The 22,857-nt window shown below is 40.9% G+C and carries 28 protein-coding genes; 3 read left to right on the top strand and 25 right to left on the bottom strand.

Annotated features, from left to right (window positions below; genetic code table 11):
* Nucleotides 1–27 precede the first annotated feature (27 nt).
* From LG273_RS00375 to yabG, 11 genes are all read right to left on the bottom strand, one after another.
* Complete coding sequence (locus LG273_RS00375) at nt 28–258, bottom strand: anti-sigma-F factor Fin (protein WP_379560739.1); 231 nt, start codon at nt 256–258, stop codon at nt 28–30.
* A 125-nt stretch (nt 259–383) separates the two neighbouring features.
* Nucleotides 384–944, bottom strand: a complete 561-nt coding sequence (gene pth / locus LG273_RS00370; protein WP_404456991.1) for an aminoacyl-tRNA hydrolase — start codon at nt 942–944, stop codon at nt 384–386.
* 503 nt (nt 945–1,447) lie between these two features.
* Nucleotides 1,448–2,092 carry a 50S ribosomal protein L25/general stress protein Ctc gene (locus LG273_RS00365; RefSeq protein ID WP_404456988.1) on the bottom strand — a complete coding sequence of 215 codons (645 nt, stop codon included), beginning with the start codon at nt 2,090–2,092 and terminating at the stop codon, nt 1,448–1,450.
* 164 nt (nt 2,093–2,256) lie between these two features.
* Nucleotides 2,257–3,210: a ribose-phosphate diphosphokinase gene (locus LG273_RS00360; protein WP_379560742.1), complete on the bottom strand. Its 954-nt coding sequence runs from the start codon at nt 3,208–3,210 to the stop codon at nt 2,257–2,259.
* A gap of 16 nt (nt 3,211–3,226) precedes the next feature.
* Nucleotides 3,227–4,606, bottom strand: coding sequence for a bifunctional UDP-N-acetylglucosamine diphosphorylase/glucosamine-1-phosphate N-acetyltransferase GlmU (glmU, locus tag LG273_RS00355; RefSeq protein WP_379560744.1), 1,380 nt, complete (start codon nt 4,604–4,606; stop codon nt 3,227–3,229).
* 257 nt (nt 4,607–4,863) lie between these two features.
* Complete coding sequence (gene spoVG / locus LG273_RS00350; RefSeq protein WP_036578205.1) at nt 4,864–5,154, bottom strand: septation regulator SpoVG; 291 nt, start codon at nt 5,152–5,154, stop codon at nt 4,864–4,866.
* Nucleotides 5,155–5,297: 143 nt separating this feature from the next.
* Nucleotides 5,298–6,116: a pur operon repressor gene (gene purR / locus LG273_RS00345; protein WP_379560745.1), complete on the bottom strand. Its 819-nt coding sequence runs from the start codon at nt 6,114–6,116 to the stop codon at nt 5,298–5,300.
* 63 nt (nt 6,117–6,179) lie between these two features.
* The gene (gene ispE / locus LG273_RS00340; protein ID WP_404456983.1) at nt 6,180–7,031 is read right to left on the bottom strand and encodes a 4-(cytidine 5'-diphospho)-2-C-methyl-D-erythritol kinase; all 852 of its coding nucleotides are present in this window, start codon (nt 7,029–7,031) and stop codon (nt 6,180–6,182) included.
* 115 nt (nt 7,032–7,146) lie between these two features.
* The gene (locus LG273_RS00335; RefSeq protein WP_379560747.1) at nt 7,147–7,332 is read right to left on the bottom strand and encodes a small, acid-soluble spore protein, alpha/beta type; all 186 of its coding nucleotides are present in this window, start codon (nt 7,330–7,332) and stop codon (nt 7,147–7,149) included.
* A 160-nt stretch (nt 7,333–7,492) separates the two neighbouring features.
* Nucleotides 7,493–7,759, bottom strand: a complete 267-nt coding sequence (gene veg, locus LG273_RS00330) for a biofilm formation stimulator Veg (protein ID WP_379560748.1) — start codon at nt 7,757–7,759, stop codon at nt 7,493–7,495.
* A 226-nt stretch (nt 7,760–7,985) separates the two neighbouring features.
* Nucleotides 7,986–8,855: a sporulation peptidase YabG gene (gene yabG / locus LG273_RS00325; protein ID WP_404456978.1), complete on the bottom strand. Its 870-nt coding sequence runs from the start codon at nt 8,853–8,855 to the stop codon at nt 7,986–7,988.
* A 132-nt stretch (nt 8,856–8,987) separates the two neighbouring features.
* On the opposite strand from yabG, the gene LG273_RS00320 reads away from it, so the two are divergent.
* Both LG273_RS00320 and LG273_RS00315 read left to right on the top strand, forming a co-directional pair.
* Entirely contained in the window at nt 8,988–9,224 is a 237-nt protein-coding gene (locus tag LG273_RS00320; protein ID WP_379560750.1) for a hypothetical protein, read from the top strand.
* A gap of 141 nt (nt 9,225–9,365) precedes the next feature.
* Complete coding sequence (locus LG273_RS00315) at nt 9,366–9,743, top strand: GNAT family N-acetyltransferase (RefSeq protein ID WP_404456973.1); 378 nt, start codon at nt 9,366–9,368, stop codon at nt 9,741–9,743.
* A 583-nt stretch (nt 9,744–10,326) separates the two neighbouring features.
* Here the strand turns inward: LG273_RS00315 and rsmA are convergent.
* The 5 genes from rsmA to metG form a co-directional block, all read right to left on the bottom strand.
* Nucleotides 10,327–11,202: a 16S rRNA (adenine(1518)-N(6)/adenine(1519)-N(6))-dimethyltransferase RsmA gene (gene rsmA / locus LG273_RS00310; RefSeq protein ID WP_379560752.1), complete on the bottom strand. Its 876-nt coding sequence runs from the start codon at nt 11,200–11,202 to the stop codon at nt 10,327–10,329.
* The gene (gene rnmV / locus LG273_RS00305; RefSeq protein WP_379560753.1) at nt 11,195–11,764 is read right to left on the bottom strand and encodes a ribonuclease M5; all 570 of its coding nucleotides are present in this window, start codon (nt 11,762–11,764) and stop codon (nt 11,195–11,197) included. The genes rsmA and rnmV overlap by 8 nt, the downstream gene beginning before the upstream one ends.
* A 192-nt stretch (nt 11,765–11,956) precedes the next feature.
* Nucleotides 11,957–13,213, bottom strand: a complete 1,257-nt coding sequence (locus LG273_RS00300; protein WP_379560754.1) for a ubiquitin-like domain-containing protein — start codon at nt 13,211–13,213, stop codon at nt 11,957–11,959.
* 270 nt (nt 13,214–13,483) lie between these two features.
* On the bottom strand, nt 13,484–14,254 hold the full coding sequence (locus tag LG273_RS00295; RefSeq protein WP_404456968.1) for a TatD family hydrolase: 771 nt from the start codon (nt 14,252–14,254) through the stop codon (nt 13,484–13,486).
* A gap of 90 nt (nt 14,255–14,344) precedes the next feature.
* Nucleotides 14,345–16,303, bottom strand: coding sequence for a methionine--tRNA ligase (gene metG / locus LG273_RS00290; RefSeq protein WP_404456965.1), 1,959 nt, complete (start codon nt 16,301–16,303; stop codon nt 14,345–14,347).
* A gap of 418 nt (nt 16,304–16,721) precedes the next feature.
* On the opposite strand from metG, the gene LG273_RS00285 reads away from it, so the two are divergent.
* The gene (locus LG273_RS00285; RefSeq protein WP_379560757.1) at nt 16,722–17,000 is read left to right on the top strand and encodes an AbrB/MazE/SpoVT family DNA-binding domain-containing protein; all 279 of its coding nucleotides are present in this window, start codon (nt 16,722–16,724) and stop codon (nt 16,998–17,000) included.
* A gap of 97 nt (nt 17,001–17,097) precedes the next feature.
* Here the strand turns inward: LG273_RS00285 and rsmI are convergent, their stop codons facing one another.
* The 9 genes from rsmI to tmk all read right to left on the bottom strand — a co-directional run bounded on the left by rsmI (nt 17,098) and on the right by tmk (nt 22,856).
* The gene (gene rsmI, locus LG273_RS00280) at nt 17,098–17,976 is read right to left on the bottom strand and encodes a 16S rRNA (cytidine(1402)-2'-O)-methyltransferase (protein ID WP_379560758.1); all 879 of its coding nucleotides are present in this window, start codon (nt 17,974–17,976) and stop codon (nt 17,098–17,100) included.
* Nucleotides 17,954–18,247 carry a GIY-YIG nuclease family protein gene (locus LG273_RS00275; protein WP_379560759.1) on the bottom strand — a complete coding sequence of 98 codons (294 nt, stop codon included), beginning with the start codon at nt 18,245–18,247 and terminating at the stop codon, nt 17,954–17,956. The genes rsmI and LG273_RS00275 overlap by 23 nt, the downstream gene beginning before the upstream one ends.
* Complete coding sequence (locus tag LG273_RS00270; RefSeq protein WP_379560760.1) at nt 18,240–18,980, bottom strand: tRNA1(Val) (adenine(37)-N6)-methyltransferase; 741 nt, start codon at nt 18,978–18,980, stop codon at nt 18,240–18,242. The genes LG273_RS00275 and LG273_RS00270 overlap by 8 nt, the downstream gene beginning before the upstream one ends.
* Nucleotides 18,981–19,088: 108 nt before the next feature.
* A complete protein-coding gene (gene yabA / locus LG273_RS00265; RefSeq protein ID WP_379560761.1) occupies nt 19,089–19,436 on the bottom strand; it encodes a DNA replication initiation control protein YabA in 348 nt (115 codons plus the stop codon).
* 15 nt (nt 19,437–19,451) lie between these two features.
* Nucleotides 19,452–20,276, bottom strand: a complete 825-nt coding sequence (locus tag LG273_RS00260) for a stage 0 sporulation family protein (RefSeq protein ID WP_379560762.1) — start codon at nt 20,274–20,276, stop codon at nt 19,452–19,454.
* A gap of 4 nt (nt 20,277–20,280) precedes the next feature.
* Complete coding sequence (gene holB / locus LG273_RS00255) at nt 20,281–21,270, bottom strand: DNA polymerase III subunit delta' (RefSeq protein WP_379560763.1); 990 nt, start codon at nt 21,268–21,270, stop codon at nt 20,281–20,283.
* A gap of 30 nt (nt 21,271–21,300) precedes the next feature.
* Nucleotides 21,301–21,735 (bottom strand): YaaR family protein, encoded by a 435-nt coding sequence (locus LG273_RS00250; RefSeq protein WP_379560764.1) that lies wholly within the window; start codon nt 21,733–21,735, stop codon nt 21,301–21,303.
* 140 nt (nt 21,736–21,875) lie between these two features.
* On the bottom strand, nt 21,876–22,205 hold the full coding sequence (locus tag LG273_RS00245; protein ID WP_379560765.1) for a cyclic-di-AMP receptor: 330 nt from the start codon (nt 22,203–22,205) through the stop codon (nt 21,876–21,878).
* A 15-nt stretch (nt 22,206–22,220) separates the two neighbouring features.
* A complete protein-coding gene (gene tmk, locus LG273_RS00240) occupies nt 22,221–22,856 on the bottom strand; it encodes a dTMP kinase (RefSeq protein WP_379560766.1) in 636 nt (211 codons plus the stop codon).
* Nucleotide 22,857 lies beyond the last annotated feature (1 nt).

Genomic DNA, 22,857 nt, shown 5'->3' with positions numbered 1-22,857 from the left:
TTTACTATACCAAAGCTTTGTTGCTTATTATTGTATAAAAAAGTCAAGTTCATGATAATGAGGATGGTGACCTAGTGTTTCCTCACAGCTTTCACAAATGGACGTAATTTGAATATCGCCATTCGATTTGTATTTTATCATATCTTCCTTTTCCTTTATGGATAATTGATCAAATCCAAGCATCGTTGACTCTACTACTTGATGTTCTAACCTTCCAATCTCATTCATGCAATGTCTACATGTATAAATAATAGGCACCCTATAAAACCTCCTTGGAAACCAACAAGATGTCTTGTTTAGTTTTACCCCAAAGTGGTTTGATTATACCTATGTAAAACATTTAAGATCTAGCACCATAACCTACGTCTAATTATGTATAGGTGTTAGCTATTATAATCATTCATTACTTCTAAAAATGGTTTTTCCAACCATGCTTCACATGCATCAGCAGCTTTTTCAATACTCTGTTTAACATCCTCCTGCTCTGCTTTATGAAATGAACCGAGTACATAATCTACTACAGGAAGTGGTGTGGTAGGTCTGCCAACTCCGATGCGAATTCGTTTAAATTCCTTTGTCCCTAAGTGAGAAATTGTAGAACGAATCCCATTATGGCCACCATGTCCACCTTTTTGCCGAAGCCTGATTTTCCCTGGAGGTAAATCAAGGTCATCGTAAATGACCACGACATCTTCCACATCGATCGAATAGTAATCAAGCAATGGCCTAATAGCATCACCGGATAAATTCATATAGGTTTGTGGCTCCACAAGCAACACTTTATTTCCGTTAAGTGTTTCCATTGCATAATCCGCATTAAACTTGGTTTTATTTAATGACCAGCCATGGCGATGTAATAATTCATCTATCACCATAAAGCCGGCATTATGTCTCGTGTCCTTGTATTTTTTTCCTGGATTGCCCAGTCCTACTATACACTTCATTATAATCTTCCTTTTTTGTGTAATGTAAAATTCATTAATTTGTGATGCTAAAGTCAACCTATTTATAAAGGGGCTGGAACATAACTAAAATTAGAATAATACTTTTTAGCACCGCTTCGGCAGAACACTCCGCTTTCCACGGGCACGGCGACGGGCCAACAGGATGTTGGTCCGGGAGACGTTGCCACAGGACGTGGCGACTTTAGTCTTTGTTCCTTTTCCACTGCGGGGTCTTCGGACTCGTGCTGTTCCCGTTGGACAAGGAAAGCTACGTCAGCGATGCATCGCATGCAGGAAATACGAATGATTTCATAGGAGTCTCCGTGTCCTGCCTACGCTAAAATAAAAGATAACCCGAACTAAGCAAACCTCTATTCAAGGATTTACATGCTAGTTCGGGTTTTCATGTAGCAAAATTACCTCTGTCCCAATTTCACCTACATTTCTATTGAATACTGCTTAATTTGCAGCCTTATCATACATATTACAAAAACTGCTTGTTGCTACTCTTTATTCTCTTCATTTAGAGGCTCTGCTTCTGGGTCGACTAGCTCTGGCTTATCGTCTTCATCTGGTGCTTCTTCTATATCTTCTAGTGTATCAGGAGTGGTCACTGTCACAACCGTAGTTTCCTGCTCGTCTAGAATTTCGTAATTGCTTGCTGAAGGTAGGTCTCCGACTGTTAGACCTTCACCGATTTGAAGTGCTGATACATCGACCACAATTTCCTCTGGAATATTATTAGGCTTAGCGCGTACTTGTAAGACATATAGTGGTTGTTGTAAGACGCCACCATCTTTAGCACCTTGCGCCTCTCCGTCGATACGAACTGGTACCTCAACATCCATTTCTTCAGACATATTTACAACATAAAAGTCTGCATGAATAAGCTCGTCCTTAATCGGGTCAATCTGGTACTCATGCAACATCACATCTACAGCGTCACTATTTTCCAAGTCGAGGGAAATGATTGCATTTCTACCTTCGTCACGGACTGTCTTTACGAGTTCAATGCTGTCCACTGAAATTGCTCGTGGTTCCTTATTTTGTCCATATACAACAGCAGGTACTTTTCCGCTGTTTCTAATTTCCTTTGTTGCTGATTTTGTAAGATCTTCTCGGTTTGTTGATTTTAGCTTTACTGCCATATTCATCACCCTCCAAATTAGTAAAAAAACTGTTCAGTTTTCTCTCTGTTTTGTGTTCGTGTGTACTTTATGCAGTGCCTAGCGAGCTCTATAACCGTAACTCTACTAGCAATTCTAAAACACGCTCCATTAAGATGTTACCCATTAAATCAGTCTGCTAAACCTTAATCAAATAAAATACTTACAGATTGTAACTCATGGACTCGGATGATTGCTTCCCCAATTAACGGCGCAACCGATAGTGGCGTAATTTTATCAATATTTTTATCCTCAGTTAAAGGAATGGAGTTTGTGATAACTAATTCCTTGATCATCGAATTATCAATGCGCTCAATAGCTGGACCGGATAGAACAGGGTGTGTACAGCATGCATACACTTCTTTGGCTCCATTTTCTACTAAAGCATTGGCTGCAAGTGTAATGGTCCCTGCTGTATCAATAATGTCATCAATAAGGATTGCTGTCTTGCCTTCAATATTTCCGACAATGTTCATCACTTCCGCTACATTCGGGCGTGGTCTGCGTTTGTCTATAATCCCAATTGGTGCCTTTAGACGATCTGCCATTTTACGTGCACGTGTCACGCCACCATGGTCAGGCGATACAACAATAATGTCTTCCAACCCTTTTGCTTCAAAATAATCAGATAGGATTGGCACACCTTGCAGGTGATCTATTGGAATATCAAAAAACCCTTGAATCTGTGGCGCATGGAGATCTAATGTAATGACTCTTGTAGCCCCCGCTGTTTCCAGAAGGTCAGCTACAAGTTTTGCTGCGATTGGTTCACGGGATCTTGCTTTACGATCCTGACGGGCATAACCATAGTAAGGCATCACAATATTGATAGATCTTGCAGATGCACGTTTAAGCGCATCAATCATAATTAATAGTTCCATTAAATGCTGGTTTACAGGTGAGCAGGTTGACTGCACAACATATACGTCACAGCCACGAATGCTTTCCTCAATGTTAATTTGAATCTCACCATCGCTAAACCTCGATACAGTACATTTACCTAATGTCGTACCGATATGGTTAGCAATGTCTTCTGCCAATTTTAAATTCGAATTTAAAGAGAATACTTTCAAAGATGAATCTTTGTAAGTAGATGCCATGAGTTAAAACCCTCCGTTAATCTTTTTGTCTGTTTTTTATTTTTGATGCGTACCCTTCTTTATTCGTTTGTCTGGCACGCGCGACAGACAGCGAATCCTCTGGGACGTTTTTGGTAATGGTTGAGCCCGCAGCGACATACGAACCTTTCCCAATTGTAACTGGTGCAATCAGGTTAGAGTTACATCCTATAAATGCGTCGTCTTCAATCGTCGTTAAGAATTTATTCTTTCCATCATAGTTCACTGTAATTGTACCACAACCAACGTTAACATTGCTTCCAACTTGTGCGTCTCCAATATAACTTAAGTGGGAAACTTTGCTGCTGTCCCCGAGGTTTGTTTTCTTTATTTCCACGAAGTTTCCAATTTTTGCCTCATCACCAATTGAAGATTCAGGACGAATATGCGCAAACGGGCCAATTTTTACTCGATCCCCTATATGGCTATCAGACGCAACACTTTGTTTAATAACCGTATTTTCTCCTATATGGCAATTCGTTATTTCGGTAAATGGTCCTACTTCAGCATCACTTTTTATGGTAGTGTTTCCTTTTATTACCGTTCCGGGGTGGATAATAGCATCTGGTTCGATGACTACATCTGGATGGATGTACGTGTTACTTGGATCTATAATTCCTACACCATTACGTAAATGCTGTTCATTGATCCTTTGTTTCATGATCCCTTCAGCCTGCGCTAAAGCAACTCTGTCATTAATTCCAAGTGTCTCTTCAAAATCAGGTGTTAAATGGGCACTTACTACTTCTGACTGATTGCGAAGGATTTCAATGACATCAGGCAGATAGTACTCCCCTTGTGCATTATCATTGGAAACATGCTCAAGCGCTGCAAATAAAGCCTGGTTATCAAAGCAATACGTACCTGTGTTGATTTCGTCAACGAGTAGCTCTTGTTCATTGGCATCTTTATGCTCCACAATTCTTTCTACCTCATTCGCTTCATTGCGGATAACCCTGCCATATCCAGCTGGGTTTGGAGCCTTTGTAGTAAGAATGGTAGCTTTTGCTCCTGTGCGTTCATGGTGTGCGAACAATTCTTCGTATGTCTCGCCTTTAATTAGAGGGGTGTCTCCACAGACGACGATCGTTGTACCTTCTTTATTTTTTAAAAGTTCCTTCGCCTGAATAACTGCATGCCCTGTGCCTAGCTGTTCTTCCTGTACGACTAACTCACTTTCATTTCCTATGTATTCTGCAACTTTGTCTGCTCCAAATCCTACCACAGTAACAACACTACCTAGATCCACTGTCTTTACCTGTTCCAATACATGTTGTACCATAGGCCGACCCATAACTGGATGAAGCACTTTATATAACTTTGATTTCATTCTTGTCCCTTGTCCCGCTGCTAAGATCACCGCATACCGATTCGTCATTAGGAAACCTCCATGTTTATTAAACTTTTCTATGTACTCTATCATTAACGAAAACTTTAGCTATTTAATATAATCCATAATGAATATATCCTAAATAGCTATGGATTTCAACATTAGAAGCTCTATTTCATAAGCGGGAATTGGGGCAGGGAGCAGGATGTAAAGCGGAAAAAAGGTAATGGTAAATATGTCCAAAAAAAAGAAGGCCAACCTGTTGTAAGATTAGACCTCTAGTTGCTTTCACGCAGGTTGATGATTTAGGATGCGCCTGCTTCCTCATATTCTACATCTTCTTCCCCTGCACGACGATATTCTTCTAATACAGCATCTTGAATCTTTCCACGCGTCCCGGAATTTATCGGGTGTGCAATATCCCTAAACTCTCCATCCGGAGTTCGTTTAGAAGGCATTGCTACAAATAAACCATTGTTTCCATCGATTACACGAATATCATGAACAACAAATTCTTGATCTAGTGTAATTGAGGCGATAGCGCGCATTCTTCCTTCTGTATTAACGCGGCGTAATCTAACGTCTGTTACTTCCATGATGTTTCACCACCTTTTCCCTTTTGAACTTATTTAACAAGTTCAACAAAATATAGGAAATTCCTTCTTTTTCTAAAAAAAATATTATTATTTTTTTGAAAAAGCGGGAAAAGTGGCTTTGTTTCTGCTTTAAATTACGCCAATCAGGACTTTTCTCCTATGTTACCAGGCTGAACCTCAATCTTTTTACCTTTAATATCAACATTGGAAATTTTAATTAAAGAGGTGTAATTATCCACGACACGTTCCTCTTCTTCATCATCTGCTTCTGCCAGCACCCCAATTGCTTTTACATTTGCCTGAAACTCTTCAAGCAGACTGACCATACCTGTAATTGTGCCGCCAGCTTTCATAAAGTCATCAATAATACAGACGTTTGCACCTTCTTGTAAGCTTCTTTTCGGGAGTACCATCGTTTGAATTTTTCTCGACGAGCCTGAAACATAGTTAATACTCACAGAGGAACCTTCCGTGACTTTAGGGTCTCTTCTTACAATCACGACAGGTACATCCAGGAAAGATGCCACCGCATAAGCGAGTGGGATACCCTTTGTCGCAACCGTCACTACCACATCAATGTCTGATTTCGAAAAGGCTGAAGCAAAAACACGACCTATCTCTTTTACTGTTTTAGGGTTCCCTAAAAGATCGCTCATGTATAAATACCCACCAGGGAGTATTCTATTTGGGTCTTCAAGCTTTTGCCTTAGCTGTTCGATAAACTGAAAGCTTTTTTGCTGGGAGAACTCTGGAATAAATTTCACGCCACCTGCCGCCCCAGTAGTACGGTTTAAATAGCCCAAGCCTTCTTGCTGGAACACAGCATCAATAATGTCCATGTCCTCACTGACGGAAGCCTTTGTTGTTTGGAGAAGCTGGACAAAATAAGGCAACTGAACATGTTCTCTTGGGTTTTCCAGAAAAAAGTTGGTTAACGTGACCAAACGATTGCTCCTTTTCATTTCCACACCTCAAAACCGAATAATTTCTACATAGTATAACATTAATATATGCATTTTGGAAGACTAGCCTAATAGCCGTACCAAAAAGACTTCCTCACAAAACCCGCGCATCCCGTTATAGATACGATGGGCCTTGTTTTCTTGCATAATTAGTCCATAAACTGTCGGCCCACTCCCGCTCATTAACGTACCGGTGGCACCTGCTTGTCGCATCGCTTCTTTAATCTGGCGAACCTGCGGATGTTGCCCCATCGTAATCCGCTCTAAAGAATTACCCAAATTTGCACAGAGCATCGAAAAATCATTTTCCTCTAGAGCCCTAAGTAGCTTTTCGTTCACAGGATGGTCTAGCTCGTCCACCTTAATTTGTTGAAAGATTTTACCTGAAGAAACGCCAATATCAGGCTTTGCGAGTACGACCCAGCAGGGAGGAGGAGATGGAAGGGGGCGGACAATCTCCCCTCGCCCTGTGGCAATCCCTGTTCCCCCAAAGACACAAAAGGGAATATCGGTACCTAGCTCCGCACCTAGTTCGGCCAATTCCCCCAACGTGAGGTTCAAGGACCAAAGCCGGTTCAGCCCCCTGAGTACAGCAGCAGCATCTGTGCTCCCACCCCCAAGCCCGGCAGAAACTGGTATGGTCTTCTCAATCTTAATATGCACACCAGCTCTTATGTTGTAACGCTCTTTAAACAAAGCAGCGGCTTTATATGCTAAGTTTCGTTCATCACTCGGCACAAACCTGCTCTCAAGGGATATTTTTATCCGATCCTTTTCCAACTCATGAAACTCAATCCGATCAGAAAGGTCGATGGTGGTCATAATCATTTCAATATTATGGTAACCATCATCACGTTTACTTAACACATCGAGTGATAAGTTAATCTTGGCGGGGGCTTTCTCAAAAAGTACCAACACCATCACCTTCTTGTACATAGATAAACAAATTGTAACATATTCCAAAAACAGTGGCGACTGGGGTGCTAACCTTAACGAGACAAAGTTCCGTATCTAAAACAAAGGACAAACCCTACTCGGGTTTGCCCTTTGATTGCATATTTTGCTCGGCCATTTCAATTGCACGTTTCACCATATTACCGGCATCCCTTGCTTTAATACCGCCCCAGCCCTCTTGTTTTACCGTGTCGTAAAAACCTAACTCCTTTGCAATTTCTTCTTTCAATTGGTCTGACATCATCCCTTTACGTCTAGCCATGAAAGAACAACCCCCTTCTGCATGAGCTTTTTTACGACATCTATAGTTTATGCAGAATGGGAGACCTAAAACGAAGCAGAAATATGTAAAAAAGGAAAATATGCGTAAACCGCTCTGAAAGGGAGGCTTTTTTGGCAAAGCAAAAGCAGTAAACGGAGGTCTACTGCTCAAGGGCTCTTGCTATTACTCGTTCCTCTGAAAAACTTAATTCCACTGTTTCTGTTAACACGTCCGCATAGCTGTATGAAACACGTTCGAATGCATTTTCTTCCTGGTCCAGCTCCACAATAAAAACTGAAGGATACGTCTCTGCTAGTACTCCGGACCGTTCAATCGTTTTCCTTCTACCACCGTTGGCTCTTAGCTTCAATCGCTTCCCAACATGACCTTCAAGACCTTGCTTAATTTCGATTAATGTTTTAGCCACTATACCCCACCTCACTGTTAACATTTTACCATAAGCTTGTATAATAGTCAAACAAAACTTTATATTATATCAAGATAACAAATTTAATGTCAACAATTTATTTTGTCGATTTCCTTTATTATTTGTAAAAGTTAACAATTTATGTAACGGTTTCTGATTTATTTTTTGGATTAGCTTGTCCACAAGCGATCAAGAGCAGAACTTACCTTATAGGTAAGAGGCTCCTTTAATGTTCATCTTCCTCGTCCATATAGGGCATCCCTGTTCGTAGCAAGCCCCTTGTTTCCACTCCCCCCATCCCTTTATCCCCAGTTAATGTATTCCGCAACGCTTCCCACACACTTACCTTTTCCATAAACGGTGTATAAGCAATTCTCGCAGCGATATAAACCGGATCAAGGGCATGGATATTAACACGTTGAGGCGAGCTTGCAAAGTTGGCTCCTGCCCTTATAAGGGATTCAAAGTGAGATTGGCAAGCCCCCGCAAAGATGACAAGTTGGTCCAAGTGAGGATTTATTTTACGTGCTTCACGTACCGTCTCTACAAAATACCTTGAATGTCTATAGGCACGTAGATCATTTTTTACGCCTTTATTTTTAGAAAACGAATCATGGCCTGTGATGACAAGGATGTCTGGCTGAATTTTATTTATTAAGGCACCAATCTCATGAGGCATATCCCTCTCATGTAAATGGACACCGTGAACTTGCAGACCCATTCTGTGATAAAGCTGAATACACTTTTGTAAATACATCTGATCCCCGTCTAAATGGAGAACCTTTGCTGGCAATTGAAATATTTTGGCATCAAACTGATAGCCATCAGAAGATTGATAATCCCGCTTTTCTTTTAGAAGCTGATAGTCTTGGCGAAACAAGCGATAAGAGAACTCTTCTTGATCCTTTCCTTTTTTGCGTCGTTTCTCTAGCTCTCTCTCCGCAACAGGTGAAAGATCATCCATCGGCGCATCTGCTTCAAGTCGTAAATCTTCCCCAAATAAACCAACTACTTTCTTTTCCACTGAGCCAACACGAAAGAGTAAATCATGGTTATAGGACTTTCTTGTAACTAGCCCGCCTTTCTTTATCTCCATTCTCTTCACAGCCTTCCATTATGCAAAGCATTACTCCTATAGACTATGAAGCATCTATGTGAACCGTGCGACTAAGAATGTTGGGTGGAGAAGTTATGTTATAATCTTAATAGGTGAAAGGGGTTTCATTATATGGACTTTAAAAAGGGTATTTCTATGGTTTGTGTTGTCCTGTGTGTGTTACTTTGGGTGCCCAATATACTGTATCAGTTATCCAGCCCTTTATGGCTGTTAACGTTCCCAATTGCGGCAGTAGGGTTAGTATTTGGATGGCTTGCTCGAAAAAGCTGGCTAATGATAGGGAATACACTCATGTTTTTTAGCTTTTTTATTGTGATGGCTGTTGGGCATGTTATTTTTCAAAAATAATGAGGAGTCAGTAAGGGAGATAAAAAAATGGAACTATATACGGAGAGGCTAAAGCTAATTCCTTGTTCTAAAGGGTCTTTACTACCCTATACTTCTAAGGAATACAAACAAGGACCACATTTTGAAATGTATTTGGAAGAATTGGAAAAAGATAAAACGCTTTTAGGTTGGGGTGTTTGGCTAGTTATTGAAAAACGAACGAGTAAAATTATTGGGGATATGGGATTTAAAGGTAAACCGGACACAGAAGGTTCTGTGGAAATAGGTTACAGTATCTTATCTTCAGCACAAAACAAAGGTTATGCAACAGAATCTCTGCGCAGCCTTACCACTTGGGCATTTAATACTTACCTCGTAAATCATATAACAGCTGAATGTTTAGCAGACAATGTGCCTTCCAGCAAGGTTTTGGAGAAGTTAAATATGAAAAAAGTAAAAAGCAATAATGGTATGTTATATTGGCAATTAGATAAAAGTGCGGATTGCATACAGAACAAAAGCGCAGGGCGCCCGTTTTAAGGAACGCCGACTAAGTTCGCCTCGTCCTGAGGCAACGTCGGCATGACCCGGATCCTCCGGGCCCACGTAGCGAGTGGAACGAATCAACTGAGATAATGTTTCATGCCCCTGCATCAGGGGTATGTCGGCGTTGGCCGGCAAGGCCGGTTTTAGTCGACCTTCCTTTATTTTACGAACCGATGACTTTCACCACAAGGGTATAAGTGCGACTAAGCCTCTGGTTAAAAGAAAAGCGCAGAGCGTCGTTTAGAAACGTAGCGGATGGAGCGAATCAACTGAGATAAAGGAATCACGGTGAGGATACGAACCGATGATGACTTATCGTAGGGCGATGCGTGAAGCCGCCTAGTTTCTGACGCTCGGAGCTAGACACAACACCAGTCGGCAAGTCTTCTTTATCGTAGGGCAATGAAGTGAAGCCGCCTAGTTTCTGGGCGCTGGAGCTGGACGTGGCTGTTCCTGTCTAAGAACAACATACCGCCAATTTTTTATACTTCCTTATCTTTATAAAAAACCTGAATACGCTGACCCAGGCTTTTTAAATTCTCATTATTTTACTCTATACTAAACTTACACCCTTCATCTACCCCAACTTATAAAATGCATTCGCTAATGTAGCAAATTCCTGCATATCCAGCGATTCACCACGTCTTGTACCATCAATACCAATACGCTCCAGTGTCTGGTTGATTACTTCTTTATCAATCGCCCCTTTAAAATGATTCGTCAGGTTATTCCGTAATGTTTTACGACGCTGGGCGAAGCTTGCCTTAATAATGGAGAAGAAGTATTCCTCATTTTCCACTTCAACTGGAGGCTTGTCCCTTTTCACTAATCGCAAAATGCTTGAGTCGACATTTGGCTGGGGCATGAATACCTGCTTTGGAACGTCCATTACAACAGAAGCATGGGTGTAATACTGGACCGCTATAGTTAAAGACCCATAGCTCTTCGTATTCGGTCCAGCTGCCATTCTATCTGCAACCTCTTTTTGAATCATAACCGTAAGGCTATTTACTGGGAGATCCTCATGTAAAAGCTTTAATAAGATCGGAGTGGTAATGTAATACGGCAAGTTCGCTACCACATGAACAGGTTGTGTTGGCGAGAAATTAGCAGCAATTTTCTCTGCAACATCCGCCTCTAATATATCTTCATTCACGATGTTTACATTGTCGTATTCACGTAACGTATCCTGCAGTACTGGGATTAAGCGTTGATCAATTTCAAATGCTACAACTTTATCAGCATGAATTGCCAATTGTTCGGTTAAGGCTCCGATACCTGGACCGATTTCAATTGCTCCAGCCTGCTTATTAATCCCTGCATGGGCGATTATATTTTCTAAGACATTGCTGTCAATAAGAAAGTTCTGTCCAAGACTTTTTTTGAATGTAAATTTATATTTATTCAATATTTCTTTTGTGCGTGTAGGTGTTGCAATATATTTTTTATTCATTGGGCCCATCCTCCTGTTGCAGTTGCTTCATGGCTTCCTCAAATTGCGCTTTATTTATTTGGAACATTGTCAGTCGTTTTAAAAGTTGCTTCCCATTAGTGTGCCCAATTTGCAACAGCTCACCAAGACGCTTTCTCCTTGTACTAGAACCGGCCCCACCAATTAGACCATGCAATACTAGATCTTCTTTCGTAATCTCACTTTGCTCTTCCTCTTTTAATTCATAGACATCAGCCAGTGCTTGTTGGATTACTTCAAGGGAAGCGTGCTCAATACCTAAGCTGCGTTTCCTTACAGAGCTTGATCTAGCTTGATTAGGAGTGAGAAAGGCATGCTTACAACCAGGCACAGCCTCATTAACAATGTGGCGAATACGCTCCCCGGGATAATCAGGGTCTGTAAAGATTATGACGCCGCGTTTTTCCTTGGCGTGTTTAATTTGCTCCAAGGTTACACGATTTATGGCTGACCCGTTTGTTTCAATGGTATCAGCGTTAACAGCTTGAAGGATTCTAGCCGTATCATCTCTACCTTCCACAACAATTACTTCTTTTATCTTCATTGCATTCCTCTTTCTTCACGTATTAGATAGTAGCTGTACATGACTACCTAATATCATTAAAATGTATCAAAATTCCCGCAGGCGTCTGTACTGCCGTGTGCTATTTCATAGTGTCCTTGCTCTTATTATGACATTTTAAGAGCTCTATATAAATAATGCTCTTACCACTATATCATGGTAAGAGCATAAATATTAATCAAGAACTTTTACAGTTACTGTTTTTCTTCCCCAGCTGTAGGCTGCACTTTTGCTCGGGACATGGACATCAATGCGGTTTCCTACAATATGACCGCCTGTGTCTGCTGCTATTGCTTCTCCATAGCCTTCCACCCAAACCTTTGAACCTAGTGGAATAACATTTGGATCTACAGCAATAACCTTCATGTTTGGATTGGCATGTAAGTCAATTCCTGTAGAGGTATGGCCCGAACAACCGCTACATCCAGCGGTATAGGCGCTTGCACTCATTGTAAACACTTTGCCATTAGAACTTGGTTGCTTGCTTTCTTTTGGCTTTTCTTCAGATAGAGTAACAAGATTTCCTTCGTCTGCAGGTTCTTGCTTTTTAGCTACCTGTGGCTGTTCTACTTTCGTACCTATTGCAACAACACGGTTTTTTGATTCTTTTGTTACTTCTTCACTTACTAATTCCCGGCTTGCTTCTTTTCCGTTTTCTATCACAATTTCATAAACCTTTTTAACGGTACCTTCTTCTCCTTCAGAAATAACCCGCTCTTCCCCTTTTGGAAGGCTGCTATCTTCTCGTTCCTCTGTTTCAAAGGCAATCGCTTCACTTACTTCTTCTTCATCCTTCTCAACACGAACAATGGAGATAGAGGTTTTCTTAGAAAGTGTGTCGTCAAGCTTTGGTTTAATTTTATCATCACTCTTCGGATCAAAGGCAACGCCTGCTTTTTCAAGCAAGTCTTTTACACTTCCACCGGTAGTCCATTGCTTGATTTCTTTATTTCCATCATGAATTGTAACTTGGTATGCTTGATTTACGTCTATATGTAGTCCATCTTCTAATGCTGTCTGCATATCATGCGAAACTTCATCATGGTCTGCAAAGGAAAGACTATTTTCCTTTAAAAACGCTTCTACTGTGTCCGCAGTCGTATAATACTCCTGCTCGGCTCCATCTATTGTAACGAATATTTGTTTTGCTGTTTTGTAGTTGACTTCCATACCGTTTTCAATGGCCGCGTCCATTTCATGTGAGACGAGATCATGTTCTCCAACGGTAATCCCCGCTTCCTTTAGCAGTTGGTCAATCGTTGTTGCATGTGTTTTCACTTTTTGTTTTTCCCCGTTGTCATTTAGCACTACTTCTGCCTTTGTCGCATCAAATAATACTAACCCTGAAAATACTACAAGTGCCAAAACACCAATGCTTGAAATAACCAGCTTCATTTTCGATGCCGGCATAAGCTTTGAAATAACTCGCATGCTTCTGCCCCCTCTCAATGCATTTTTGATTATAGATACAGTTATATGCAAAGTCAAAGCTATTCCGATTACGGTTAGTTTACAATTAGATTACATTGAGAAAAGGGCCATAAATGAAGTTGTTAAAGTATCTTATAAACCCTTTCTGTACAAGGGGTTATGCCATTTTTACAATTACATGGAAAAAGCCAGGACTTTGTGTCCAGGCTTCTTTATAATTCCCATTGTTTACCTATATTTTAACATATTATGTTATTTGCTTTACAACCCTCATAATTCGAGTTTAAAGAGAGAAAAGGCGTTTTGTGTCGTTAATTTACTAATTTCCTCCAAACTAACGCCTCTTAAATCGGCTATTTTTTCTGCAACCAATTTCACATAGGCAGGTTCATTTCGTTTTCCTCTGTTTGGGTGTGGCGCGAGAAATGGTGCATCTGTTTCCACCAATAATCTGTCTGCTGGTACCTGTACCGCTACTTCTTTTGGCAGTGGAGCATTTTTAAACGTTACAGGCCCACCTAGTGAAATGTAGAAATTCATATCCAGGCATGTTTGGACATAATCTACGGAGTCGTTATAGCAATGCATAATCCCGCCAACAGCTTGGGCATCTTCTTCCTGAAGGATTTCGATTATATCCGCTGTGGCTTCCCTGTTATGAATAATAATAGGCATATTTACTTTTTTCGCCAATTGAATTTGCTTGCGGAAAACTTGCTTTTGAATATCTTTAGGAGACTTGTCCCAGTGATAATCAAGCCCCATTTCCCCGATGGCTACCACCTTTGGATGTTCAGCTAGTTCTTCAATCCATTTTAAATGATCCTCTGTCATGTCAATGGCATCTACTGGGTGCCAGCCTACAGCAGCATAGATTGTTTCATATTGCTCGGCAATTTCAATGGCAAGTGGTGTGGTCTCACTATCAAACCCAACAACAACCATATATTTCACACCCGCATCAAAAGCTCGCTGGATTGTTGCCTCACGGTCCTCCATAAATTGCCTAGCATTTAAGTGTACATGTGTATCAAATAGCATTATTTATCCTCCTAAAAAGCGTACACGTTTACAGTTAATTTTTTAAAACAAAAGGCCATCCCCCAAAACGGGAACTGACCTTTTGTAGAATTATTTTACAACAGAGCCGTTCGGCAGATCCTGTTCAACAGAAGCAAGGACTAACTTGCCTTCCTCATCTTCGCCACATAGAATCATACCTTCAGACATTTCGCCTCTAAGTTTCACAGGTTTTAAGTTAGTAACACAAATCACTTTTTTACCTGGTAATTCTTCTGGGCTATAGTATTGCGCGATACCAGAAATAACTTGGCGCTTTTCTTCACCTAAGTCTAATTGAAGCTTCAACAGCTTATCTGCTTTTTTCACAGGTTCCGCCTTCACAACTTCTGCGACACGCATATCTACCTTCATAAAATCATCAAAGGCAATTTGTTCTTTTGATGTATCTTCCTGCTTGGCAGGCTTTTCTTCTTCCTGTGCTGGTCCCTGCATCATCGCTTTAATGGCAGCTACTTCCACCTCAGCATCAAGTCTCGGGAAGATTGGCTCTCCCTTTTGTACCTGTGTACCTTCTGGAATTTTGCCTTCTTCATAGACACTGTCCCACTCATGCAAGGAAGCGTCACTAACATTTAACTGGCGGAAAATTTCACTCGGCGCTTCTGTCAGGAATGGCTGCAGCATCACAGCCGCTTTACGCAGATATTCTGCTAAATGTGCCATCACATTTCCCAGACGCTCTTTTTTGGATTCATCTTTAGCCAATACCCATGGCTCTGTCTCATCAATGTACTTGTTTGTACGACTAATCATTTGCCATAGAGAAGCTAAGGCCACAGAGAACTGCATCTCTTCAAGTGCATCTTCTACCTTTTTAATCGTTTCTTTACCAAAGGCTTCTAGTGATGCATCCACTTCTGTCTCACTTGCCTTGTATGCAGGAATTTTACCGTCAAAGTATTTGCCAATCATCGCAATCGTTCTGTTTAGTAAGTTGCCTAAGTCGTTTGCTAAATCATAGTTGGTACGTTCCACAAACCCTTCTGGTGTGAAGACACCATCTGAACCGAATGGAACCTCACGAAGCAGGTAGTAGCGTAGCGCATCCAAGCCATAACGGTCTGTTAGGCTTACTGGATCCACGACATTACCTTTTGATTTTGACATTTTGCCGTCCTTCATCAAAATCCAGCCGTGCGCAAAGATTTTTTTCGGTAATGGCAGATCTAGTGCCATTAAAAGAATAGGCCAGTAGATTGTATGGAAACGGACAATCTCTTTACTCATTAAATGCACGTCTGCAGGCCAATATTTATTGTATTTTTCTTGGTTGTCAGTACCATAGCCAAGTGCTGTAATGTAGTTAAACAATGCATCAACCCATACATAAACAACGTGTTTAGGGTTTCCAGGAACCTTTACTCCCCAATCAAATGTTGTTCTTGATACTGCAAGATCTTCTAACCCTGGCTTGATAAAGTTGTTCAGCATTTCATTTTTACGGCTTTCAGGTTGGATAAACTCCGGATTATCTTCATAGAATTGCACAAGCCGATCGACATATTTACTCATTTTAAAGAAATAAGACTCTTCCTTGACCTTCTCTACTGGGCCACCACAATCCGGACAATGTCCGTCGTTTAGCTGACGTTCTGTAAAAAAGGATTCACATGATGTACAGTACCAGCCTTCATATTGGTCAAGATAAATGTCACCTTGCTGCACAAGCTGATCAAACAGTTTTGCCAATACTTTTTTATGACGCTCTTGTGTAGTTCGGATAAAATCATCATTTGTAATTTTTAGCTTTTTCCAAAGTTCTTGAATTCCCCCAACAATTTCATCAACATATTCCTGAGGAGACTGTCCTTTTTCTTCAGCCTTCTTCTGGATTTTCTGCCCATGCTCATCCGCACCTGTTAGATACATAACATCATAACCGCGCATTCTTTTATAACGGGCAATTGCATCGCCAGCCACTGTTGAGTATGCATGGCCAATATGCAAATTACCACTCGGATAATAAATTGGTGTTGTTATATAAAATGTCTTTTTATCTGATGGCATTTTGCTACCTCCTTCAATTGCTAGCATCAATTAATAAACTATTCCTATTGTAGCTTTTCTTACGTATTTTGCCAAACCCCTTGCAATAATCAGTATTGCCTGGTTTTCCTTTTCTCATAAAGACAGGAAATTTTGTCGAACTATGTCGAAAAACAGAAACTAAACTCCTAACTTATAGTGCTTCTATAGATAGAAACAACACCCAAAATATATTGGAAAACTTGCTTCAAGTCTTTGTTTGTGCGGTTTATCAAATTTTCCCACTAATTTTATTTTTAGGTAAATATATGTTGACAGACGTGGGAAAGGTTGGTATTCTATTGCTTAGAAACATGTCGAATTATGACGATTATTTTGGAAAGAATGTACTTTACAATATGTAAATGAAAATACTTTCCAACCTAAGAGGGGGAGAAAAATGAAGTCTACTGGAATTGTACGTAAAGTCGATGAGCTTGGCCGTGTGGTAATCCCTATTGAACTCCGTCGCACACTTGATATTCATGAGAAAGATGCAATGGAGATCTACGTGGACAACGATAAAATTGTCCTTAAAAAATATAAACCAAACATGACTTGTCACCTAACCGGGGAAGTATCAGATGACAACCTTTCTTTAGCAAACGGTAAACTTGTTCTTAGTCCTGAGGGTGCGCAAGAACTTGTAAATGAAATCCAATCACGCTTCAACAAGTAAATTACTTACTTTTCTACATAAGACATCAGAGGCGATATTAAAAAGGGCTTGACGCTTGCTTAGCACGTCAGCCCTTTTTCTTTATGTCTAGTTAAAGTTAATCAGAATCAATATGATAGGCCTGATACACCTCGCGCTTAGGCATTTGTCGTTCTGTAGCTACCCTCTTTATTGCCTCTTTACTCGGTAAACTTTCTCCTTCTATATAATGGATGACATGTTCCCTTACTGAAAGATGGCTCCACCATAACACTTCACTTTCATGTATGTCACTGCTGGTTCCTTCCACCACAATACAGCATTCTCCCTTTAATGTGGTTTCAGTCACATAGGTTAGCAGTTCTTCTGTTGTCCCCCGACTGAATTCCTCAAACCGCTTTGTAAGCTCTCTAGCAATGACAGCCTGTCTGTCTCCCAAGCGATCCTTTATTGCTTTTAACGTATCCTTCAAACGATGTGGTGATTCATAAAACAACAGGGTATCTTTCAGCCCTTTTAAACGATCGAGCTCTGCTTCCTTCTCCTTCTTTTTCCGCGGAAGAAATCCATAAAAGTGAAAGGATTTAGCAGGAAGGCCCGAGCCTACTAACGCACATAATGCTGCATTGGCACCTGGTAGAACCACTACTGGTAAGTCGTTAGCAATGGCAGCTTGCACTAACTCATACCCTGGATCAGAAATGGCAGGCATACCAGCATCACTGACGACAGCAATTGATTCCCCTTGCTCCATTCTCGGCAGGAGCTGTTCTTCTCTCCCAAGCTTATTATGCTCGTGATAGCTTATGAGTGGTGTATTTATTTCAAAATGATTCAATAGCTTTTTTGTGTTTCTCGTATCCTCCGCTGCGATGACATTTACTGTCTTTAATGTTTTCAACGCGCGAAATGTGATATCCTCCAGGTTACCAATTGGTGTAGGTACCACATAAAGCGTGCCACCTGCTCCGTCTTCATAGCTCTTTTGTACTTTCACAGCGCACCTCTTCTTTCAGCATATCCCGTATTAACGCAAGTTTCCGCCTACGGGGTAGTTGTTTTATCTGGTATTCCTTTTGCATTGCTAATTCCTTTGATGGAAAATGTTCCATGTAAACCACTTCAAACGGACCCCTGCCACGCGTGTATTTGGCACCCTTTCCGTCCTCATGCATCTGCAGGCGTTTGTTAAAATTATTCGTATACCCTGTATATAAAGTATCGTCCTTACATTTCAGTATATATACTGTATGCTTCGTGTCATGCATAAATAATCCCTTCTGCCTCTTCCGTGTAGTTCCCATCACTATTGTAAATATATAAGGGGGGCAAAAATTTCAAGCCTGGCTTTCCATCCCTCGTTCCTTCTACAAGTAACATGTTCGCTTCCTTGCCCTTTTTCGGGTATACCAATTGAATACGCTTTGGCTCCAGTTTGTATTTACGGAATAACGTGATGATATCAACAAGCCGGTCTGGCCGATGCACCATTGCTACTTTCCCGCCAGGACGAACATAAAGCTTACAGGCTTTTACCACATCTTCCAGCGTACAATAGACCTCGTGCCTCGCAATCGTGAGGTACTCATTATGATTATGCTCATTTTTGGAAGGGGTTTTGAAGTAAGGAGGATTACAGGTAACCACATCAAAGCTGCTCTGTTGCAGGTCTGGCCCTATATTGTTTAAATCCGCATGAATTACTTCTAACCGATCTTCAAGTCCATTCATTTCAATATTCCGCTCCGCCATATGGAAAATACGTTCCTGGATTTCCACCCCTGTTATCTTTGCCTGAGACTTCCGCGACAATAGGAGTGGGATAACCCCATTTCCGGTACATAAATCTAAAATAGACCCGCGTTTAATCGGAACATACGCAAAATGTGCCAGTAATATGGCGTCAAGAGAGAAAGAAAACGCCGTCGGGCTTTGGATGATTTTCATACTCTCATCTGCTAGTAAATAGTCTATCCGTTCATCATCATATAACGCTACCATTGCCTTACCCTTTCTATGTAAAAATCAATTTTGTTGCTAAACAATATTCCCTACAAGTTCTTTGTAAGAAAGGCTGCCCCATTGTTGGGACAGCCACTCTAATGTTTGTTATTTTTTCTTGTTTAAAAAGTCTAGGCAAAAGATGCAATCTTCGTTTTGGCGAGGACTCCCAAATTCGAGGTTACAAATATGAAACCCTTCTTCATATAGCCTCGCCAGGTTATCATAGCCTTCTCCAGGAAAGCTCTTGGAAGGCTTGTCCTCACTTGATTCCGTGTTATGTTGCTTATCTGTTTGTTCTAGATGATTGCGCAAATTGTGGTTCTCTGCTGCAAGCCTGTGATTTTCTTCAAGCAAATCACGTAAACGGCCTTTTAAATCGCCAAGCTGCTCATATAATTCCCCAATTTGCTGTTCCATGTCGGAAACCTGATCAAAAATCTCTCTCTTCTTCACGCCTAACTCACCCCGTTATTCTGTGGCTTGCGCTAATATACCTTCATCAATTAGTTCATCTAAAGTATATTCAATAACTCGTTCTTTTTCTGGAATCTCGATTTGAATTAGTCTCTCCAGAATGTTGAGGCCTACTACTTTTCCTTTACCATGTGGTGTCTTAATAGCTTGTCCAATATCAGGAAGTTCACGCTTGGCTGTTTCATAATCATCATTTTCATATTTTAAGCAGCACATAAGTCTTCCACATAGCCCAGATATTTTTGCCGGGTTAAGAGACAAGTTCTGGTCCTTCGCCATTTTAATGGAAACCGGTTCAAAGTCACCTAAAAAAGTGGAACAGCAGAGCATTCTGCCACAAGGCCCAATGCCCCCAAGCATTTTCGCCTCATCACGTACCCCTATCTGTCTGAGTTCAATCCGTGTTTTGAACATCGCTGCTAAATCTTTTACAAGATTACGGAAATCTACCCTACCATCTGCTGTAAAGTAAAAAATTATTTTATTACGATCAAATGTATACTCTACTTCTACTAGATTCATATCAAGGTTATGGTGCGCAATTTTATCTGAACAGGTGCGAAATGCCTTTTCAGCATGCTCCTGATTTTCCACGACTGTCAATTTGTCCTTTTCATTCGCTACACGAATCACTTGCTTCAGTGGAAGTACCACATCTTCCTCATCCACCTGCTTCTTGGCTATTACGACCTTCCCGAACTCTATGCCTCTTACTGTTTCAACAATTACATAACTGTGCAGGGAAATCGAATGTTCACCAGGATCAAAATAATATATCTTACCCGCTTTTTTGAAGCGGACTCCAATTACATCTATCACATAATCACCTCTGTATCTGAAGTGTAAGTTGTTCCATCACTAATGTGGGATTAACATTTTGCTTCAATTTTCTTTTGGCTTGCATAATGGTATTTAAATGCTCCAGTAACTCTCCTTGGGAAAAGGAAAGCGTTGCTTTTTCTAGTAACGGATCTTGGTTCGCAAAGAAAACCATTTCTGATTCATTACCAATATGATAATAGAGCACGTCTTTAAACGCTAAAAGCAGTAAGTCAAGCCCTTCTTCCTGCTCGCTTCTTTCTTTAAAATGTACCACCCAGTGGTTATGAATATATAAATAAACATCTTGCGGGTTCTCGGCAAACATTTCTACTAATTGTACCACTATCTTTCTAGCAGTGGCAAACCACTCATCATTGCTACGAGCCAGCGCATCATCTAAGTTATTGGTGAGGGCACCCATTAACCTGGCAGTATTTTCACTTAACCCGTTTTCGACTAGTTTTTGCTGAAAATGAATGACATTCAAGGGCTGTAAATCAATAATCTGGCATCTAGAACGAATGGTTGGCAAAATGGCTTGGCTATTTTCGGTAAGCATAATGGCCGTCGTTTGTTTACTCGGCTCCTCTAAAAATTTTAAAATACGGTTTGCAGCATTTACAGTAAGTGTCTCGGCACCTTTTATGATATAAACTTTTCGGGTGGATTCCATCCCGGAATAGCTGAATTCTTTTTGTAAATTGCGGATTTGCTCTATTTTAATGGATTGTCCTTCTGGTTCGATCCAATGAACATCAGGATGGTTCCCAGAGATGATCCTTTTACATGCATGACACTGATTACAAGGCTCTACACCATCCAGATTCTCGCAAAATAAACTTTTGGCAATCATTGTAGCAATTGCTTCTTTTCCTGTGCCACGTGCTCCATGAAGCAAATACGCATGAGAAACACGGTCTTTTTTTATGCTGTTGGTAATAATTCTACTAGCCAGTGGCTGCACATCAGCAATATCAGACCAGTTCTTCATTGCATTCACTCCCTTATTGATGGTGTAGCTTTACGTATATATATTAATCAATAGTCCTTTAATTTCACCAATTAATCCAAGGATATCTACTGTCTTTTTTTCTCTATTCATTATTTCTTCTGTTAGCTCTAATAATTTTTCATCCACCTGCTTTACGATGGAAAGCTTTCGATTTTGACCATCAAATCCGAAGCTATGCGAATGCTCCAGGTCTAGCCCGCTTGATACGGTTTCTTGGAGGAAGCTTTTCACCATCCGCTTAAATTTAGCGAGATCACGAAAAGAACGGAAACGTGCCAGCTTATCTCCTTGTAGCGTAATATTTTTCATTAACTGCTGTAATTCTTGCTGCTTCATACTTTGGGTTTGGGACCGAAGGCTTTGCTGGAACGATTGAGATTCTGCTACACTCGTTCGGGTATAATTCGGCTCTGCTTGTGTCCGTATTTCCTGGCCAATCTTCATAAAATCAGTCCCTTTAATCTAAATTCCTTAAAAGAATGGTAACGACCAGCGTCCAGATACTTATCGCTGGCCGTCTCATTATTTCATAATGGGGTTGCTTGTTATCAACATCATTGCCACTAAAGACAAATACGCATTAGTTAAAATTGATAGAAGGATTCAATTGGCAGAATAAATACTGTCGCACCGCCAACTTCAACTTTAACCGGCTTCGGGATATAGGAGTCGGCATTTCCTCCCATTGGAGAAATCGGCGCGACCATCTGCTCACGGTGCGAGCAGTTGTCTTTAATAATACGTAAAGCTTCATCTACATAGTCGTCCTGACAACCTATCATAAGCGTTGTATTTCCCTCTTTTAGAAATCCACCAGTCGTTGCAAGCTTGGTTGTTTTAAAATTCTCTTCCCCCAGAGCATCCACCAGACGGTTAGAATCTTTGTCCTGAATGACTGCGATTAGCAATTTCATTATACGTAACCCCCTTTACGCTTCATTTTTTAGTAATGTAATAATACGTTCCATCGCCTCATTTTCAACAGCTTCCATCGGCTGGTCGGCATTAATCGCCTGGATACGGCGTGGAAATCTTTTCACTAGAATATGATAGGCTTCATAAACTTGTTCGTGAAATTGAATCGTTTCCAAATCCAAGCGATTCCGTTCTCTATCTTTATTCGCCGCAATCCGTGCCAATCCCTTGTTTGGCTCGATATCAAAAAATAATGTCAAATCAGGCATACAATCGCCAATGGCAAATTGATTAATGGAGAACACTTCGTCCATCCCCAGCCCTCTAGCATGTCCCTGATAAGCCAAGCTGCTGTCAATGAAACGATCACATAATACTACTTTCCCCGCTTTCAATGCGGGTAATACTTTTTCCACCAAATGTTGACGTCGGGATGCGGCATATAATAAGGCCTCTGTCCGCTCCTCCATTTCCGTGTTAGTCGGATTGAGGATAACCTGCCTAATTTGTTCGGCAATTTCGATCCCACCAGGCTCCCTTGTTGCCAATACGTCATACCCTTGGTTACGTAAATGCTTGCTTATACGTTGAAGAAGAGAGGTTTTACCAGCCCCTTCACCGCCTTCAAAGGTTATAAAAATTCCGTCCACG

Origin of the sequence: Oceanobacillus kapialis, assembly GCF_044790185.1 — a bacterium.
In the GTDB taxonomy this organism is placed as follows: Bacteria; Bacillota; Bacilli; order Bacillales; family Amphibacillaceae; genus Oceanobacillus_B; species Oceanobacillus_B kapialis.
Note: the sequence above shows the minus strand (reverse complement) of the source record. Positions and strands in the feature narration are given on the sequence as shown.